The organism is Stenotrophomonas sp. CFBP 13718 (assembly GCF_014842145.1).
GTDB lineage: Bacteria > Pseudomonadota > Gammaproteobacteria > Xanthomonadales > Xanthomonadaceae > Stenotrophomonas.
The window spans coordinates 119,724-136,753 of record NZ_JACYVC010000009.1; the positions used below are offsets into that span (position 1 = coordinate 119,724).

Annotated in this window: 18 protein-coding genes; 17 read left to right on the forward strand and 1 reads right to left on the reverse strand. The window is 68.1% G+C overall.

Annotation, left to right across the window (positions count from 1 at the left end; all coding sequences use genetic code 11):
- Complete coding sequence (locus IFT58_RS14480; RefSeq protein WP_192095687.1) at positions 1–1,398, reverse strand: cytochrome ubiquinol oxidase subunit I; 1,398 nt, start codon at positions 1,396–1,398, stop codon at positions 1–3.
- Positions 1,399–1,761: 363 nt separating this feature from the next.
- Between IFT58_RS14480 and IFT58_RS14485 the strand changes: the two genes are divergently transcribed.
- The 17 genes from IFT58_RS14485 to IFT58_RS14565 are packed head-to-tail and all read left to right on the forward strand — an operon-like array spanning position 1,762 to position 16,920.
- Complete coding sequence (locus IFT58_RS14485) at positions 1,762–2,502, forward strand: beta-ketoacyl synthase chain length factor (protein ID WP_188325411.1); 741 nt, start codon at positions 1,762–1,764, stop codon at positions 2,500–2,502.
- On the forward strand, positions 2,492–3,298 hold the full coding sequence (locus IFT58_RS18835) for a lysophospholipid acyltransferase family protein (protein WP_342029567.1): 807 nt from the start codon (positions 2,492–2,494) through the stop codon (positions 3,296–3,298). The genes IFT58_RS14485 and IFT58_RS18835 overlap by 11 nt, the downstream gene beginning before the upstream one ends.
- Positions 3,285–3,542, forward strand: coding sequence for a phosphopantetheine-binding protein (locus IFT58_RS18840; protein WP_188325409.1), 258 nt, complete (start codon positions 3,285–3,287; stop codon positions 3,540–3,542). The genes IFT58_RS18835 and IFT58_RS18840 overlap by 14 nt, the downstream gene beginning before the upstream one ends.
- Before the next feature lie 17 nt (positions 3,543–3,559).
- The gene (locus IFT58_RS14500) at positions 3,560–3,817 is read left to right on the forward strand and encodes an acyl carrier protein (protein ID WP_188325408.1); all 258 of its coding nucleotides are present in this window, start codon (positions 3,560–3,562) and stop codon (positions 3,815–3,817) included.
- Positions 3,818–3,839: 22 nt separating this feature from the next.
- Positions 3,840–4,391: a hypothetical protein gene (locus tag IFT58_RS14505; RefSeq protein ID WP_342029568.1), complete on the forward strand. Its 552-nt coding sequence runs from the start codon at positions 3,840–3,842 to the stop codon at positions 4,389–4,391.
- Complete coding sequence (locus tag IFT58_RS14510) at positions 4,384–6,090, forward strand: AMP-binding protein (RefSeq protein ID WP_192095691.1); 1,707 nt, start codon at positions 4,384–4,386, stop codon at positions 6,088–6,090. The genes IFT58_RS14505 and IFT58_RS14510 overlap by 8 nt, the downstream gene beginning before the upstream one ends.
- Positions 6,080–6,850, forward strand: a complete 771-nt coding sequence (locus tag IFT58_RS14515; RefSeq protein WP_192095692.1) for a glycosyltransferase family 2 protein — start codon at positions 6,080–6,082, stop codon at positions 6,848–6,850. Before IFT58_RS14510 ends, IFT58_RS14515 begins: the two co-directional genes overlap by 11 nt.
- Positions 6,847–7,788 carry an acyltransferase gene (locus IFT58_RS14520; RefSeq protein WP_192082404.1) on the forward strand — a complete coding sequence of 314 codons (942 nt, stop codon included), beginning with the start codon at positions 6,847–6,849 and terminating at the stop codon, positions 7,786–7,788. The genes IFT58_RS14515 and IFT58_RS14520 overlap by 4 nt, the downstream gene beginning before the upstream one ends.
- Positions 7,778–9,328, forward strand: coding sequence for an aromatic amino acid ammonia-lyase (locus IFT58_RS14525; RefSeq protein WP_192095694.1), 1,551 nt, complete (start codon positions 7,778–7,780; stop codon positions 9,326–9,328). Before IFT58_RS14520 ends, IFT58_RS14525 begins: the two co-directional genes overlap by 11 nt.
- Entirely contained in the window at positions 9,315–9,737 is a 423-nt protein-coding gene (locus tag IFT58_RS14530) for an acyl-CoA thioesterase (protein ID WP_192095696.1), read from the forward strand. Before IFT58_RS14525 ends, IFT58_RS14530 begins: the two co-directional genes overlap by 14 nt.
- The gene (locus IFT58_RS14535) at positions 9,734–10,360 is read left to right on the forward strand and encodes an outer membrane lipoprotein carrier protein LolA (RefSeq protein WP_192095698.1); all 627 of its coding nucleotides are present in this window, start codon (positions 9,734–9,736) and stop codon (positions 10,358–10,360) included. Before IFT58_RS14530 ends, IFT58_RS14535 begins: the two co-directional genes overlap by 4 nt.
- 1 nt (position 10,361) lies before the next feature.
- A complete protein-coding gene (locus tag IFT58_RS14540) occupies positions 10,362–12,713 on the forward strand; it encodes an MMPL family transporter (RefSeq protein WP_192095746.1) in 2,352 nt (783 codons plus the stop codon).
- Positions 12,713–13,303: a DUF3261 domain-containing protein gene (locus IFT58_RS14545; protein ID WP_249405714.1), complete on the forward strand. Its 591-nt coding sequence runs from the start codon at positions 12,713–12,715 to the stop codon at positions 13,301–13,303. Before IFT58_RS14540 ends, IFT58_RS14545 begins: the two co-directional genes overlap by 1 nt.
- The gene (locus IFT58_RS14550; protein WP_192095700.1) at positions 13,300–14,493 is read left to right on the forward strand and encodes a beta-ketoacyl-ACP synthase; all 1,194 of its coding nucleotides are present in this window, start codon (positions 13,300–13,302) and stop codon (positions 14,491–14,493) included. Before IFT58_RS14545 ends, IFT58_RS14550 begins: the two co-directional genes overlap by 4 nt.
- A complete protein-coding gene (locus IFT58_RS14555) occupies positions 14,490–14,942 on the forward strand; it encodes a hotdog family protein (RefSeq protein ID WP_192095702.1) in 453 nt (150 codons plus the stop codon). The genes IFT58_RS14550 and IFT58_RS14555 overlap by 4 nt, the downstream gene beginning before the upstream one ends.
- A complete protein-coding gene (locus tag IFT58_RS14560; protein WP_192082352.1) occupies positions 14,939–15,670 on the forward strand; it encodes a 3-ketoacyl-ACP reductase FabG2 in 732 nt (243 codons plus the stop codon). Before IFT58_RS14555 ends, IFT58_RS14560 begins: the two co-directional genes overlap by 4 nt.
- Positions 15,670–16,920 (forward strand): beta-ketoacyl-ACP synthase, encoded by a 1,251-nt coding sequence (locus IFT58_RS14565; RefSeq protein ID WP_192082354.1) that lies wholly within the window; start codon positions 15,670–15,672, stop codon positions 16,918–16,920. Before IFT58_RS14560 ends, IFT58_RS14565 begins: the two co-directional genes overlap by 1 nt.
- The last annotated feature ends 110 nt before the right edge of the window (positions 16,921–17,030 follow it).

Consider the following 17,030-nt stretch of genomic DNA (forward strand, 5'->3'; position numbering starts at 1 on the left):
TCAGCGCTCCTCCAGCGGTTCATCAGCGGCCGACAGCGGACGCGCCGGGGTATGGCTGCCACCGTCCAGCGCCGGCCCGTCCTCGTACGGCCTGGGCCCTTGGCGCAGGATCTTCACCAGGTACCAGATGCCCCAGCCGAACACGAAGGCGTAGCCCACGATGTACACGCCGAGCGACAGCGCGGTCATCCACGCACTCTGTGGTCCCACCGCATCGGCGGTGCGCAGCAGCCCGTAGACCACCCATGGCTGGCGCCCCATTTCGGTGACGAACCACCCCGATACCAGGGCGATGAAGCCGGCCGGCAGCATCCAGTTCCATCCCCGCAGCAGCCACGCAGACTGCAGTAGTTTGCCGCGCCACAGCGCGATGGCTGACAACCATGCCAGCACCAGCATCAGCGTGCCCAGCCCGACCATGATGCGGAACGCAAAGAACACCGGCGTCACCGGCGGTCGCTCGCTGGCCGGGACCGACGTCAGGGGCTCGAAGGTGCCGTCCAGCGAATGGGTCAGGATGACGCTGCCCATTCGCGGTATCGCCACCTCGAAATCGTTGCGCTCTTCCTTTTCGTTGGGCAGCGCGAACACCACCAGCGGCACGCCTTCGCCTTCCGCGCTCGGGTGCCAGTGCGCTTCCATGGCGGCGATCTTCATCGGCTGGTGTTTGAGCGTGTTGAGGCCGTGCATGTCGCCGACGAAGATCTGCGCAGGCACCGTGATCGCCGCGAAAATCACGGCGGCCACCAGCATGCGGCGGCCTTCCTCGACGTGCTTGCCACGCCGCAGGTACCAGGCACCGATGCCGCCGATCACGAAGCAGGTGGTGATGAACGAGCCCAGCGCCATGTGTGCGAGGCGGTAGGGGAATGAAGGATTGAACACCACCTGCCACCAGTCGCTGGGGTGCACGATGCCATTGACGATTTCATAGCCGGCCGGGGTGTGCAGCCAGCTGTTGGACGCCAGGATCCAGAACGTGGACACCAGCGTGCCCAGCGCCACCATGCAGGTGGAAAAGAAATGCAGGCGGGGAGATACACGGCCCCAGCCGAACATCATCACCCCGAGGAAGCTGGCTTCAAGGAAGAAGGCGGTCAGCACTTCGTAGGTCAGGAGGGGGCCGATCACCGAGCCGGCGAACTGGGTCAGCCGCGGCCAGTTGGTGCCGAACTGGAAGGCCATGACGATGCCGCTGACCACGCCCATGCCGAAGGAAACGGCGAAGATCTTCTGCCAGAAGAAATAAAGTTCGCGCCAGATCGGATCGCGCGTGCGCAGCCAGCGCCACTCGATGAAGGCCAGCCAGCTGGCCGTGCCGATGGTGAAGGCGGGGAACAGCACGTGGAAACTGACCACGAATCCGAACTGGAAACGGGACAACAACAATGCGTCCAAGTGACGCCTCCTGCCGGGCGCGGGTGGGGATACCGGACCAGTCTGGGTGGGTTTCCGTTAAGAAGGGATGCGACCCGATGACGCTGTGCTTCACTTTGACGCAGGGGCAGGCGTCGCCATCGGCCTGCCTTCTTGCCGCTGCGCTCGCCGAGCATGGCTCGGCGCTACCCCGTCGGCACGCAACCCCCTTCGGCATGCGCGGCGATCCTCTCGGCAGGCGAGGCGATGCTGGCCCCCAGGTAGCGCCGAGCCACGCTCGGCGAGCGCAGCGGTGCCGGAACCCGTCCGATCCGGGGCCCAGCCACCGTCTGCAGACAGCGGGCGTGCTAGCGTGCGCGGCTCCGTGTGACTGCCGCTTCCGCAATGATCGAGTTTTCCGTCGTCGACTGGGCCGCCTGGGCCCCGGGCCTGACTACCCGCAGTGACTGGCAGGCCTGGGCGCGGGCGCCGTGGCCGCCGGAAGGCGAGGGCACGCCGGGTCTCTCCGAAGTGCCCGCCATGCAGCGGCGGCGAATCGAGCGCCTGGGGCGGATGGCGATCCAGGCCGCGTGCTGGTGTGAGCCGGAACAGGGCGCGGACAGTACGGTGCCGTTGATCTTCGCCAGCCGCCATGGTGACGTGGAGCGGTCGATGGAGCTGCTGCGCTCGCTGGTCGCCGATGAGGCCCTGTCGCCCACCACCTTTGGTCTCTCGGTGCACAACGCCATTGGTGCGCTGTATTCAATCACCCGCGGTCACCGCGGCAACAATCTGGCACTGGCCGCCGGCAAGGCGACGGTCGAAGCCGCTTGCCTGGAAGCCGTTGGCCTGCTGGCCGACGGCGCGGCAGAGGTGCGCATCATTGCCTACGATCCCCCGTTGCCTGAGCTGTATGCCGAGTTCATCGACGAGCCGGCGCCTTACTACGCCTGGTGCTGGCGGATCGCTGCGGCGTCGCCGGAGGGCACCCGACTGCGGCTGGCATGGCGGGGCGATACCGCCCAGGACGATCCGCCCGGCCCGCTGCCGCACGCGCTGGACCTGCATCGTTTCCTGCTGTCCGGCCAGCGCCACGACGAACGGGTGATCGATGGCCAGCGCTGGAGCTGGCAGCGTGTCGGCTGATCTTGGATCCGGCCCGTTGGGCCGGGCGTGGCGGACCCTGGCCACCGGCTTCAGCTTCGCCCTGTTCGGCGTCGGTGGACTGATCGCCGGCATCCTGGTCGCGCCGGCTTTGCTGGTGCTGGTGCATCCCCCGGCACGTCGGCGCCGACTGGCCCGCACATGGGTGCAGCGCAGTTTCGCGCTGCACGTGGCGATCATGCGCGGCCTCGGCGTGATGACCTTCGAGGTCACCGGCGCCCACCGCTTGCAGCGCAAGGGCCTGCTGGTGCTCGCCAACCACCCCACCCTGATCGACGTGGTGCTGCTGGTGGCGCTGCTGCCGGACGCGGACTGCGTGGTCAAACGGGCGGTGGCGCGCAACCCGTTCATGCGCGGGACGGTCAGGGCCGCCGGCTACATCGTCAACGATGACGGGCCCGCCCTGGTGCAGGCCGGCATCGATGCCGTACGGGAGGGGGGCTGCCTGGTGATCTTCCCGGAAGGCACCCGGAGCACGCCGGGCCACCCGCTGCAGCTGCGCCGCGGGGCGGCCAACATCGCCGTGCGTGGCGGCCTGGACATCACCCCGGTACGGATCCGCTGTACCCCGCCGACGCTGGAAAAGGGAGGGAAATGGTATCGTGTGCCCCCGCGTCGCTTCCATGTCTCGCTGGAGGTCGGTGAGGACGTTCCGATCGGTACGTTTGTCGACGACGTCGCTGTGGCAGGAGGGGAATCCCTGGCCGCGCGCCGCGTCACCGACCATCTCACCCGTTACTTCCAACCCTGTGGAGAGCTGCCCCGTGCAGGAACTTGAGCACGAGATCAAGGAGCTGATCATTTCCGCGTTGTCGCTGGAAGACATCTCCGCCAACGACATCGATACGACGGCGCCGCTGTTCGGCGAAGGCCTCGGCCTGGATTCGATCGATGCACTGGAACTGGGCCTGGCCCTGCAGAAGCAGTACGGCGTCAGCCTGTCTGCCGACTCCGAAGAAACCCGCCGCCATTTCGGCAGCGTGCAGGCGCTTGCCGCCTTCGTCGCCAGCAGCCGCGCGTGACCTTCTCTGGTATCGCCATGACCAAGACCGAACTGTTCGACCACATCGCCCAGCTGCTGACCGCCGGGTTCGAGATCGAGCCGGCGCTCATCGTGCCGGGCGCCCGCCTGCATGAAGACCTGGACATCGACAGCATCGACGCGGTGGACCTGATCGTGCAGCTGAAGCCACTGCTTGGCCGCAACCTGCAGCCCGATGCCTTCAAGGCCGTGCGCACCGTGCAGGACGTGGTCGATGTCGTTCATGGCCTGCTGCCCGACCAGGCCGCCGCCTGACCGCGCGCTGCGGACCGCCGCCGTGCCCTCCTTCCGCAAAGTCGCCTTCGTCGCCGTATCGCTGGCGTACCCGCTGCTGATGTACGCCGCGATGGGGCGCTTCGAGCCGCGCTGGCTGTCGTTGTTGCTGTTCGCGTTGGCCGTGTTGCGCGCGCTCGGCAGCCGTGAAGCGGTGTGGATGTGGGCCGCTGCGGGCACCGGGCTGCTGGCCGCGGTGGCGTTGCTGGGCAACCAGGCCTTGCCGCTGAAGCTGTATCCGGCCCTGGTCAATGCGGTGCTGTTGGCGGTGTTCCTGGCCAGCCTGCGCTGGCCACCGAGCATGGCCGAGCGCTTTGCGCGCATGCAGGAACCCCAGCTGCCCCCGTTTGCCATCGTCTACACCCGGCGGGTCACCCAGGTGTGGTGCGGTTTCTTCGTCATCAATGGCGGTCTGGCGCTGGCCACCGCGCTGTGGGCGTCCGATGCGACCTGGGCGCTGTACAACGGCCTGCTGGCCTATCTGCTGATGGGCGTGCTGCATGCGGTGGAGTGGACGGTGAGGCGCCGGGTGAAGGCGGCACATGGCCATGGCTGAGTGGATCCCGCTGCACCAGCTGCTGGGCCCGGCGCGGCCGGACCGCTCGATTGGCGGTGCCGGTGCGGATCGTATCGACCACGCCGGGCTGCTGGCCCGGGTGGCGGCGTGGCGCGTGGCGTTCTCGCAGGCGGGAGGACGCGACTGGGCCCTGTACTTCGATGACAGCCTTGCGTTCGCCGCTGCCCTGCTGGGCGCGTGGTCAGCGGGCAAGCGCGTATACCTGCCTTCCGACAACCTGCCGGCCACGCTGCAGGCGCTGCGGCCGCAGGTCGACGGCGTTGCCGGTGACGTCGACCTGCACTGGCAACCGCTGGCCCAGTCTGCGGTGGGGGCCGACGCCATCGCGCCGATCATCCTGGACGAACGCGCCTGTCGGCTGGTGGTGTTCACCTCCGGCAGCACCGGGGCGCCGGTTGCGATCGAGAAACGCCTGGACCAGCTGGCCTGCGAAGTGGGTGCGCTGGAGCAGGCCTTTGGTGCGCTCCTGGAGGGTGCGCAGGTACACGGCACCGTGTCACACCAACACATCTACGGCCTGCTGTTCCGGGTGTTGTGGCCCTTGTCGGCGGGCCGGGCGATCCTGCCACGGCGCTTCTTTCACGAAGACCTGGTGGCGGCGCTGTCGACCGGGCCGAGCGTGCTCGTTGCCACGCCTGCCCACCTGAAACGGCTGCCGGCGCAACTGGACTGGCGCGCTGCGCGCACGCATCTGCGCGCGGTGTTCTCCTCCGGTGGGCCGCTACCTGCGCAGGCGGCCGTCGATGTCCGCGCGCTGCTGGACCGTGTGCCGATCGAGGTGTTCGGCAGCAGTGAGACCGGCGGCATTGCCTGGCGTGGCGGTGATGCATCGACCAGCGCGTGGCAGCCGCTGCCGGGCGTGCAGTGGCGGATCGACGAGGGCCAGTTGGCGGTTGCCTCCGCGCACCTGCCCGATGGCGGCTGGTGGCGCAGCGAGGATCGTGCCGAGGCTGACGCGCAGGGCGGCTTCCGCCTGTTGGGTCGCGCCGACCGCATCGTCAAGGTGGAAGAGCGGCGTGTGTCGCTGGACGCGCTGGAACATGCGCTCCGCGCCCACCCCGCCGTCGCCGACGTCCGCGTGCTGCTGCTGCCGGGCCAACGCGAACAGCTGGCCGCCGTGGTGGTGCCGCGCGATACCCGCCTGCTGCAGGCTGACGAGGCCGGCCGCCGTGCCGCCGGCCGTCAGTTGTCCAACGCCCTTGCCGATGCCCACGACGCCGTCGCGCGGCCACGGCGCTGGCGCTTCGTCGATGCACTGCCCCTCAATGCGCAGGGCAAGACGACCCAGGCCGCCCTGCTGTCGTTGTTCCAGCCGGAGCAGCCGGAGCAGGTGGACCTGCCGCCGGTGCAGTGGCTGCAGCGTGGACCGGCCTCGGCCAGCGCGCAGTTGACCCTGCAACCCGATCTGCGTGCGTTCGATGGGCACTTCCCCGGGGTGCCGGTGCTGCCCGGAGTGGCCCAGGTCGACTGGGCGATCCGCTTGGCCCAGACGGTGTTCGCCCTGCCGGCGCGCTTCGTGCGTATCGACGCGCTGAAGTTCCAGCGGGTGGCGCGCCCGGGTGACACCCTCCTGCTGCAACTGGACTGGGACGCGTCGCGCCGTATGCTCGCATTCCGGTTCAGCTCCGGTCACGGCATCCATGCCAGTGGCAAAGTAGTGTTCGCCGATGCCGATTGAATCCCCGTCCGCTGCCATTGACCATGCCCTGCTGGTGGTGGTGCCGGTGTACGACCACGAACACGCCATCGTCGAGGTGGTGGCAGGCATCCGCGCTGCCGGCCTGCCTTGCCTGCTGGTCGATGACGGCTCGCACGACGCCTGTGCTTCCGTGCTGCGTGCGCTCAGCGCGGGCGATGGAGTGGGGTTGCTGCGGTTGCCGCGCAACGAAGGCAAGGGCGGCGCCATGCTGGCCGGCTTCCGCGAGGCATCACGGCTGGGCTACAGCCACGTGCTGCAGATCGACGCCGATGGCCAGCACGACACCAAGGAGCTCGAACGCTTCGTGGCCTTGTCGCAGGCGCATCCCCACGCCGTGATCTGTGGCATTCCGGCCTACGATGAAACGGTGCCGAAGATCCGCCTGTACGGCCGCTACGCCACCCATGTGTGGGTGTGGATCAACACGCTTTCGCTGCATCTGCGTGATTCGATGTGTGGCTTCCGGGTGTACCCGCTGCCGCCTGTCATCCGCCTGATGGCCGAGGAAACCATTGGCCGCCGCATGGATTTCGATACCGAGATCCTGGTGCGGCTGTATTGGCGTGACATCGCGGTGCTGCACCTGGCGACGCCGGTGACCTACCCACGCGACGGCGTTTCACATTTCGATGTATGGCGCGACAACGTGCGTATCAGTGGCATGCACGCGCGGCTGTTCGGCGGCATGCTGCGGCGTGCGCCGCGATTGCTGCGTCGCCGCCTGCGAGGCACGCGCTGATGGCCGCCCGACCGGCGCCGCACTGGGCGGACATCGGCGAGCGCACATCCGTCAGCGGCGTGCTGCTGCTGTGCTGGGTGCACCGCTGGCTCGGACGCTGGCCCTACCGGATGGGCGCATGGCCAGCGGTGGCCTGCCACTGGCTGGGAAACGGCCTGGCGCGGCGTGCCTCGATGCAGTACCTGCAGCGCCTGCAGGCCCACACCGGGGCATTGGGCCACACGCCCGGCTGGCGTGACAGCCTGCGCCACTTCGCCCTGTTCGGCGACACCATGCTGGACAAGCTGCTGGCGCTGGGACGCCGTTATCCGGCGCAGCAGCTGCAGTTGCATGACAACGCGGCGCTGCAGCGCATCGGCCGTGCCGAAGGAGGCGTGTTCCTGACCGCGCACGTAGGCTGCCTGGAGCTGTGCCAGGTATTGGCCGAAAAGGTGCCGGGACTGCACCTCACCGTGCTGGTCCACACCAAGCATGCGCAGCGCTTCAACAGCCTGTTGGCGCGCCTGGATCCGTTGGCATCGGTAGAACTGCTGCAGGTGACCGAGGTGGGCCCGGCAATGGCAATGGCGCTCGGTCGTCGGGTCGCCGCGGGTGGCTTCGTCGCCATCGTGGGTGACCGGGTGCCGGTAAACAGCGAGCGGGTGGCGCATGCCGATTTCCTGGGACACCGCGCGCCCTTCCCGGTGGGCGGTTATGTCATGGCGTCGGCGCTGGGTTGCCCGGTCTATACCCTGTCGTGCCTGCACCACGGCGACGGTTATCGCGTTCGCTTCGATCTGTTCGCCGAGCGCATCAGCCTGCCCCGCGGGGCACGCGACGCCGCACTGCAGGACTGCGCCCACCGCTATGCGCAGTGGCTGGAACAGCAGGTGACCCAGTCACCGCTGGATTGGTTCAACTTCTTTCCTTTCTGGGACCAGGCACCTGATGCCGACTGATCTTTCCCCTTCCTGCCACTTCGGCGCCGCTGCGCTGACCATCGAAGACGTGGTCGCGCTGGCAGACCGGCGTGCACGTGCCGAGCTCAGCGATGCACCGGCTTTCCGTGCGCGCATCCAGCGCGGTGCCGATTTCCTCGACCGCCTGCTGCGCGAGGACGGGGTCATCTATGGCGTCACCACCGGCTACGGCGACTCGTGCACGACGGTGATCCCGCCCTCGTTGGTCGCCGAGCTGCCGCATCACCTGTACACCTACCACGGCTGCGGGCTGGGTCGTTTCCTGGATGCACAGGAAACCCGGGCCGTATTGGCGGCTCGCCTCGCCTCGCTGTCACAAGGTATGTCCGGCACCAGCGTGGCGCTGCTGGAAGGGCTCACTTCGCTGCTCCAGCACGACGTGCTGCCGCGCATCCCGGCGGAAGGATCGGTCGGCGCAAGCGGTGACTTGACCCCGCTGTCCTACGTGGCGGCCGTGCTGTGCGGGGAGCGCGACGTCCTGTTCGAAGGACGCGTGCAGCCTGCGGCCGAAGTGCTGCCGCGGATCGGCATGGTGCCGCTGCGGCTGCGACCGAAGGAAGGCCTGGCGTTGATGAATGGCACTGCGGTGATGACCGGGCTGGCCTGCCTGGCCTGGCACCGTGCAGACTATCTCAGCCGCCTGGCGACCCGCTTGACGGCATTCAACGTGTTGGCCAGTGATGGCAACGCCCATCATTTCGACGAGACCCTGTTCGCGGCCAAGCCGCATCCGGGCCAGGCACGCATCGCCGCCCGCCTGCGCGCGGACCTGCACAGCGAGCGGCCGCCGCGCAACGCGCAGCGACTGCAGGATCGCTATTCGTTGCGCTGTGCCCCGCATGTGATCGGCGTATTGGAGGATACGTTGCCATTCCTGCGGCAGTTGATCGAAACCGAACTCAACAGCGCCAACGACAACCCGCTGATCGACCCGGACGAAGAGCGCGTGCTGCACGGTGGCCACTTCTATGGCGGTCACATCGCGCTGGCCATGGATACCTTGAAGAACACCGTGGCCAACATCGCCGACCTGCTGGACCGGCAGCTGGCGCTGCTGGTCGATGCACGCTACAGCCATGGCCTGCCGGCCAACCTGTCTGCCGCCACGGGGCCGCGCGCGGCCATCAACCACGGGCTGAAGGCGCTGCAGATCAGTGTCTCGGCGTGGACGGCCGAGGCGCTGAAAAATACCCTGCCTGCCTCGGTGTTCTCGCGTTCCACGGAATGCCACAACCAGGACAAGGTCAGCATGGGCACCATCGCCGCGCGTGACTGCCTGCGCGTGATCGAGTTGGTGGAGCAGGTGGTGGCGGCAATGCTGATCGCGGCGCGTCAGGCGGTGGCGCTGCGCCAGCGGGTCGGCCTGCAGGCGCAGCTGCAGGGTGCGCTGGATGCGATGAATACCGATCTCGTCGGGCGCATCGCGCTGGTCGAAGAAGATCGCGCGTTGGACGGCGAGCTGCGCCAGCTGCTGCAGGACATCCGCGGACGCGCGTGGGCGATCTATGCCGATGCATGATCTGACGGAAGAAATCGCCCTGTCGCCCGCGTTCCACGACTGCGACCCGATGCAGGTGGTCTGGCACGGAAACTATTTCAAGTACTTCGAGATCGCCCGCTGCGCGCTGCTGCAGCGGCATGATTACGACTACCCGCAGATGCAGGCGTCCGGCTTCCTGTGGCCGGTGGTGGACGCGCGGGTCAAGTACATCCGGCCGTTGCGTTTCCAGCAGGCGCTGCGCGTGGTGGCACGCATCGTGGAGTGGGAGAACCGCTTGAAGATCACCTACGAGATTTTCGATGCGCTCAGCGGTGAGCGCCTGACCCGCGCCCATACCATCCAGGTCGCCGTCGCCGCTGACAGCGGTGAGATGCAGTACCTGTGTCCCCCGATCCTGTGGCAGAAGCTGGGAGTATCCGCACCATGAAACTGTTCGCTCCGCTCCGTCTGTTGGCGGTGGTGTCGCTGTGTCTACTGGCGTCGGCAACCAGCGCGGCCGACGCGGTCATCGAATCGATCACCCGGGATGTCGCGCGTCCTGCCGTGCTGCGTGGCAGCTTCAGCCAGCAGAAGCAGGTGGCGGGATTCCGCAATCCATTGCAGTCGCAGGGGCGCTTCGTGGTGGCGCACCAGCGCGGTGTCATCTGGTCCACCCTGAAGCCGTTCCCCTCGGAGATGGTCATCACCGCCGACCGCATCCTCAGCCGGCAGGCCGATGGCAGCACCCGCGTGGAACTCGATGCACGCGAGCAACCGGCAATGCGCTCGGTGAACGCCACGCTGTTCGCGCTGATGAGCGGTGACGTGCAGGCACTGTCCAGCCAGTTCAATGTCGATGCGCGGCGCGAAGGGGCGGGCTGGACGCTGCAGCTCACGCCGAAGTCGGCGATGCTGGCGAAGGCATTCACCTCGCTGCGGCTGCGCGGTGACCGCTACGTACGTGACGTGGAGATCGTGGAAGCGGGCAATGACCGCACCCTGATCACCTTCAGCGCATTGACCGAAACGCCGGCCACGCTGAGCGCTGAAGAGGCCGCGCGCCTTGACTGACATGCGCCCTGGCGCGGCCGCGGCCGCCAGCCCACACCGCGCCTGGCGCTGGCTGGCCCTGGCGTGGCTGCTGGTGCTGCTGGCGCTGGGTGTGCAGCAGGCTCTGCAGTGGCGCCAGCAGCCACCGATCGACACCGACATTCTGGCGATGCTCCCGCAGGACGCCCACGATCGCCTGCTGTCCGATGCCACCCGGCGCATCGCCGATGCGAACTCGCGCGACGTGGTGGTGCTGCTGGGCAGCGATGACAGCGCAGCCGCTCTGCGTGCGCAGGAGGCATTCGCGCAGGCCATGGCCGACGATGCGGACAGCGGCCTGCTGCGGCCTGCCGGTGCGATGGACGGGTGGTTCGACCAGGCACGCGGGTTCTACGCCCCGTACCGGGATCGCCTGCTGACGCCAGCCCAGCGCGATCAGCTGCAGCAGACCGGCGCCGACGATCTGGCAGGGCAGGCGCTTGCGTCCCTGTACGGGCCGATGGGCGGTCCGCGTTTGACGGCGTGGCTGCAGGACCCTTTGGCGCTGTGGCCGGCATGGTGGCAACAGCAGGCCAAGGCGGCAGGCCTGCGCCTGGGCGACGATGGCTTGGTGCAGGCCGATGGCAAGCACTGGGCGGTGCTCCGTTTCGATACCCGTGATTCCGCCTTCCAGCTGGATGGCGAGCCGCATATCGACGCGCTGCTGGAGCGCGCGGGCACGGCAGCACGTGGGGCGGCGCCCGGGCTGGAAATCCTGCATGCCGGTGTTCCGTTGCATGCTGAAGCAGCCGCCGTGCAGGCCAACCGGGAGATCAATACGATCGGCTGGGGCTCGTTGGCGGCCGTGCTGTTGCTGGTCTGGCTGGCGTTCCGCTCGCTGCGGCCGATCCTGCTGGTGGCGGTGTCGCTGCTGGTGGGGTGTGGCGTCGCCTTGGCCGTGACCGTGCTGGTGTTCGGCAAGGTGCACCTGCTCACGCTGGTGTTCGGTGCCTCGCTGGTCGGCGTTGCCGAGGACTACGGCATCCACTGGTTCGCGTCGCGCCAGGCGGCCCCACGTGAGAGCCGTTGGACCCTGCTGCGGCACCTGCTGCCGGGCCTGTGGCTGGCCCTGCTGACGAGTGCGCTGGCTTACCTGGCGCTGGCCATGGCGCCGTTCCCGGGGCTGCGGCAGATGGCACTGTTCTCGGTGGTCGGATTGTCCGCTGCGTTCGTGACGGTGATCTTGTGGTTTCCGTGGCTGGACGGTGGCCAAGTGCGGCAGACCGGTTTTTCGCGCTGGCTTGGCGGCACGCTGCAGCGCTGGCCACGGCTTGCCGGGCGACGCCTGCTGCTGGTGCTGGTCGGTCTGGTGGTGCTGTCCGCTGCGGGCATGACCCGGTTGAAGGTGGACGATGACCTGCGCAGCCTGCAGTCCTCGCCTCCGGCATTGATGGAGCAGCAGATCCGTATCTCGCGGCTGCTGGGGATGCCCAGCCCCGCGCAGTTCTTCCTGGTGCAGGGGGGAGATGCCGAACAGCTGCTGCAACGCGAAGAGGCCCTGACCCGGCGGCTGCGCGCGCTGGAGCACGACGGCCGCATCGGCAGTCATCGCGCGATCAGCGACTGGTTGCCTTCAGCGGCGCAGCAGCACGCCGATGCCGCACTGACGCGTGGCATCGAGGCGGGCGTGCTGCGGGCCGTGGCGGAGGTCAGTGGCGAAACGCTGGAGCGCCCGGCGTTCACTGCGGCGCCGATGACCATCGAAGGCTTCGTGGCCTCTCCGGCGTCGTTGCCGGTCCGCCCCTTGTGGTTGGGCCGGCTGGGCGACGGGGTCGCCAGCGTGGTGCTGGTGGATGACCTGTCGCAGCCGCAGGCGCTGCGCGACCTGCAGGGTGCCGGAGCGGGACTGGACGGCGTGCGCTGGGTTGATCGCACCGATGATTTCTCGCGCTTGCTCGGTCATTACCGCAGTCTGATGAGCGTCATGCTGCTGGCAGGCATTGCGCTGGTGTTCGCCGCGTTGTGGTGGCGCTATCGTCGCGATGCGTGGCGGGTGATGGTGCCGACGTTGTTGGCGGGGACGCTCACCGTCGCCCTGCTGTCTTTGATCGGCCAGCCCGTGCAGCTGTTCAATGTGCTCGCCCTGATGCTGCTGCTGGGCATGGGCATCGATTACGGCATCTTCCTGCTGGAGCATCGGGGTGACCCCAGTGCGTGGGTGGCGGTCTGCGTGGGTGCGGCCAGTACGTGGCTGTCCTTCGGACTGCTCGGGCTGTCGGCCACGCCGGCGCTGCGTGCCTTCGGCCTTACCCTGCTGCTGGGTATCGGCCTGGTCTGGCTGTTGTCACCGCTGTTCCGGCCCGCCGGTGTGCATGAAACAAAGGAGTCCACCTGATGCGTTGGATGCGCTGCGTTCGCCCGGCCCTGCGCCTGTTGGCGGCAATGACCGTACTCGCCGCGCTTGCCGCGTGCGCCGGCCGGCCCACGCGGCCCGGTGGCGATCTGCCGCCGCTGCGGCTGTCGCCGGCCAGCCTGCAGGGCACCCTCGCGCTGCAGCAGCAACTCCACTTCCGCTTCGGCCGGGTGGAGCGTGATCTGGATGCGTTGCTGGAGGCCGACGACGCGCAGGTGCAACTGCTGGTGCAGGCAATGGGCCAGACCGGCTTCCGCGTGCGCTGGGATGGCCAGCACCTGGACGAACAGCGCGCCCCGTGGCTGCCACGCCAGGTGCGTGCCGAACGGGTGCTGGATGATCTGCAGTTCGCACTCTGGCCCACCGCCGCCATCGCCGCCGTATTGCCGGCCGAGTGGACGGTCACCGACGATGGTGAACATCGCCGCCTGCAGCACGCCGGCCAGGAGGCACTGCATCTGCAGCGCCATGCCGATGGCAGCCTGCAGTTGGACAACCTGCGCGAAGGATACTCATTGACCATCCGTTCGGTGGATGGCGCGGCTGCACCGGCGCAGGAGACGCTGCCGTGACCGCCGCGGTGTATCTCAATGGACTGGGTGTGGTGTGCGCCCTGGGCGCAGACCGCAACAGCGTGGCCAAGGGGCTGTTTGCCGCGGCCCCTGGCGGGCTGTCCGACTGCGATGACGTGGTGCGCGGGCGCACCCTCGCGCTGGGGCGCGTACGGGACGTGCTGCCAGACCTCTCGGCGCTGCCGATCTCGCTTCGTGGTCGCAACAATGCCCTGCTGGATGCGGCGCTGGTGCAGATCGCACCGCTGGTGAAGCAGGCCATCAGCCGACATGGTGCCGAGCGGGTCGCCGTGATCATCGGCACCAGCACATCCGGCATTGGTGAGACCGAACCTGCGCTTCGTGCGCTGCAGTCTGATGGCCAATGGCCTGCCGGCTTCTCTTACGGGCAGCAGGAGATGGGCAGTGCGGCATCGTTCGTGCGCCATCGCAGCGGGGCCGGCGGCCCGGCATGGACCTTGTCCACGGCCTGTTCGTCCAGTGCGAAAGCGTTGGCTTCGGCGGCGCGGCTGCTGCGCGCCGGGGTCGTCGATGCGGTGATTGCCGGTGGGGCCGACTCGCTGTGCCACTTCACCGTCGCCGGTTTCAGCGCATTGGAGTCGATCTCGGCCACGCGCTGCCTGCCGTTCTCGCGCAACCGCACGGGCATCAACATCGGCGAAGGGGCGGCGTTGTTCCTGCTCAGCCGTGAGCCGGGCCCGGTGCAGCTGGCCGGGTGGGGGGAGAGCTCCGATGCCCACCACATGTCCGCGCCTGACCCCAGCGGCGCCGGCGCCACGGCTGCGCTGCTCGAGGCACTGCAACGTGCAGGGTGGTCACCGGACGAGGTGGACTACATCAACCTGCATGGCACCGCCACGCGGCACAACGATGCGATGGAATCCCGGGCAGTGGCCGGCGTGCTGGGCAGCACGGTGCCGGCCAGCTCGACCAAGCCACTCACCGGCCACGCGCTGGGTGCCTCCGGTGCCATTGAAGCCGCCCTGTGCTGGATCGCGCTGGTCGACAATCCCGATAATCGCCTGCCGCCGCACTGGTATGACGGCGATATCGATCCGGACCTGCCGGCACTCAGGCTGGTCACCCCGGGCGACTGTTCACCGGTCCCCCTGCAGCGGATGCTCAGCAGCTCGTTTGCTTTCGGCGGCAGCAACGCCGTGCTTGCCCTGCAGCGGAACACAGCGGCATGACCGTGTATCCCATCCGGCATGTCGTGCCGCACCGGGCCAGCCTGCTGCTGTTGGACGAGCTGGTGCACTGGGACGATGACAGCATCCATGCCGCCCTGGTGGTGCCGTCGGAGGGTGCATTCGCCGGGCCTGACGGCGTGCCGGCGTGGATCGGCATCGAGTACATGGCGCAGGCCATCGCGGCCTGGGCCGGCTGCCGTGCGCGCCGTGATGGCGGCGAACCGAAGATCGGGTTCCTGCTCGGCAGCCGCCGCTACAGCAGCCAGCGTGATCTGTTTCCCGCCGGCGCCCGGCTGGAGGTGTACGCGCGCCGCGAACTGATGGGTGACAATGGCCTGGGCATGTTCGCCTGCCGGATCGACGCGGGCGGGGAGACATGGGTGGAAGCAAATGTATCGGTGTTCGAGCCCGCTGACGCGCAGGCCTATCTGGAGAGTGGAACCGCATGACAGCCAACCTGGCGGTGCTGGTGACCGGCGCAAGCCGGGGCATCGGCCGTGCAATCGCGCTGCGCGCCGCGCGCGACGGCTTCGACGTGACCGTACATTGCCGCAGCCGCGTGGACGAAGCGCAGGCCGTGGCCGATGAGATAACCGCGATGGGACGGCAGGCGCGGGTACTCCCGTTCGATATCGCCGATCGCGCCGCGGCACGTGCCGCCCTGGAAGCCGATGTCGAAGCGCACGGCGCCTACTACGGTGTCGTCTGCAATGCCGGCATCGCCCGCGATGGCGCGTTCCCTGCGCTCAGTGAAGACGACTGGGACCAGGTACTGCACACCAACCTGGACGGCTTCTACAACGTGCTGCACCCGCTGGTGATGCCGATGGTGCGCCGTCGCCAGCCCGGCCGCATCGTGACGCTGGCATCGGTATCCGGCCTGATCGGCAACCGCGGCCAGGTCAATTACAGCGCGGCCAAGGCCGGCATCATCGGCGCCAGCAAGGCGCTGGCGGTCGAGCTGGCCAGCCGCCGCATCACGGTCAACTGCGTGGCCCCTGGCCTGATCGACACCGACATGCTGGATGCCGGCGTGCTGGAACACGCCTTGAAGGGCATCCCGGCCGGTCGTGTCGGGACGCCCGACGAGGTCGCTGCCACCGTCGCATTCCTGCTGTCCCCTGACGCTGCCTATATCACCCGGCAGGTGATCTCGGTCAATGGCGGGCTTGCCTGATGGCACGTGACGGGCGCCGCGTCGTGGTGACCGGTGCGGCTGCCATCAGTCCGTTGGGCCACGACTGGGCGACCATCCACGCGCGGCTGCGCGCACTGCGCAATGCCGTACGCGCGATGCCGGAGTGGGATGTCTATGAAGGGCTGAATACCCGGCTGGCTGCGCCTGCCGCGCCTTTCGAGCTGCCACCGCACTACAACCGCAAGACCACCCGTTCGATGGGACGGGTCGCCTTGATGGCGGTGCGCGCCAGCGAGCTGGCCCTGCAGCAGGCCGGACTGATCGACCACCCGGTGCTGCGGGGTGGACGCACCGGGGTGTCCTACGGTTCGTCTTCCGGCAGCCATGAAGCGGTGGGCGAGTTCGGCCGGATGCTCAGCAGCTTCAGCACCGAGGGCATCACCGCCACCACCTACCTGAAGATGATGAGCCACACCGCGCCGGTCAACATCGGCGTGTTCTTCGGTCTCAGTGGGCGCATCCATACCACCTCCAGTGCCTGCACATCCGGCAGCCAAGGGGTGGGCGAAGCGTACGAAACCATTCGCGCGGGGCGACAGACCGTGATGCTGGCCGGCGGTGCCGAACAACTTGATGCGACCGCCGCGGCGGTGTTCGACACCCTGTTCGCCACCAGCGTACGCAACGCGGCCCCAGCCACCACGCCGCGTCCGTTCGATGCCGGGCGCGATGGCCTGGTGCTGGGTGAAGGCGCCTGCACCCTGGTGCTGGAGGATCTGCAGCACGCGCTTGAACGCGGTGCCACGATCCTGGCCGAGGTGCGCGGCTATGCCAGCAACAGCGATGGCCAGCATGTCACCCAGCCCAGCAGCCCGACCATGGCCCAGGCGATGCGCCTGGCGCTGGAGGATGCGGGGCTGGACGCTGCACGGATCGGCTATATCAACGCGCACGGTACGGCGACCGAGCACGGGGACATCGCCGAAAGCCAGGCGACCGCCGAGGTATTCGGCAGCGCCGTACCGATCAGTTCGCTGAAGAGTTACGTCGGCCACATGCTGGGCGCGTGCGGCGCGTTCGAGGCGTGGGTGAGCATCGAGATGATGCGCAGCGGCTGGTTCGCCCCCACCCTGAATCTGGAAGACCCGGATCCCCGCTGTGCGGCGCTGGACCACATCATCGGCGACGGCCGTACGTTGCAGGTGGACCACGTGATGAGCAACAACTTCGCCTTCGGCGGCATCAATACGTCGCTGGTGTTTGCGCGTTTCGACGCCTCGGCAGCCTGAACGGCCTGCGGACAATGATGAACCCGGTGCACGAAAGTTCGCCGCGGTGGCGCTGTCGGGGCTGTGACGCCTTCCGCCCGTGACGGGTTTCCGACACAATCATGTCTTAA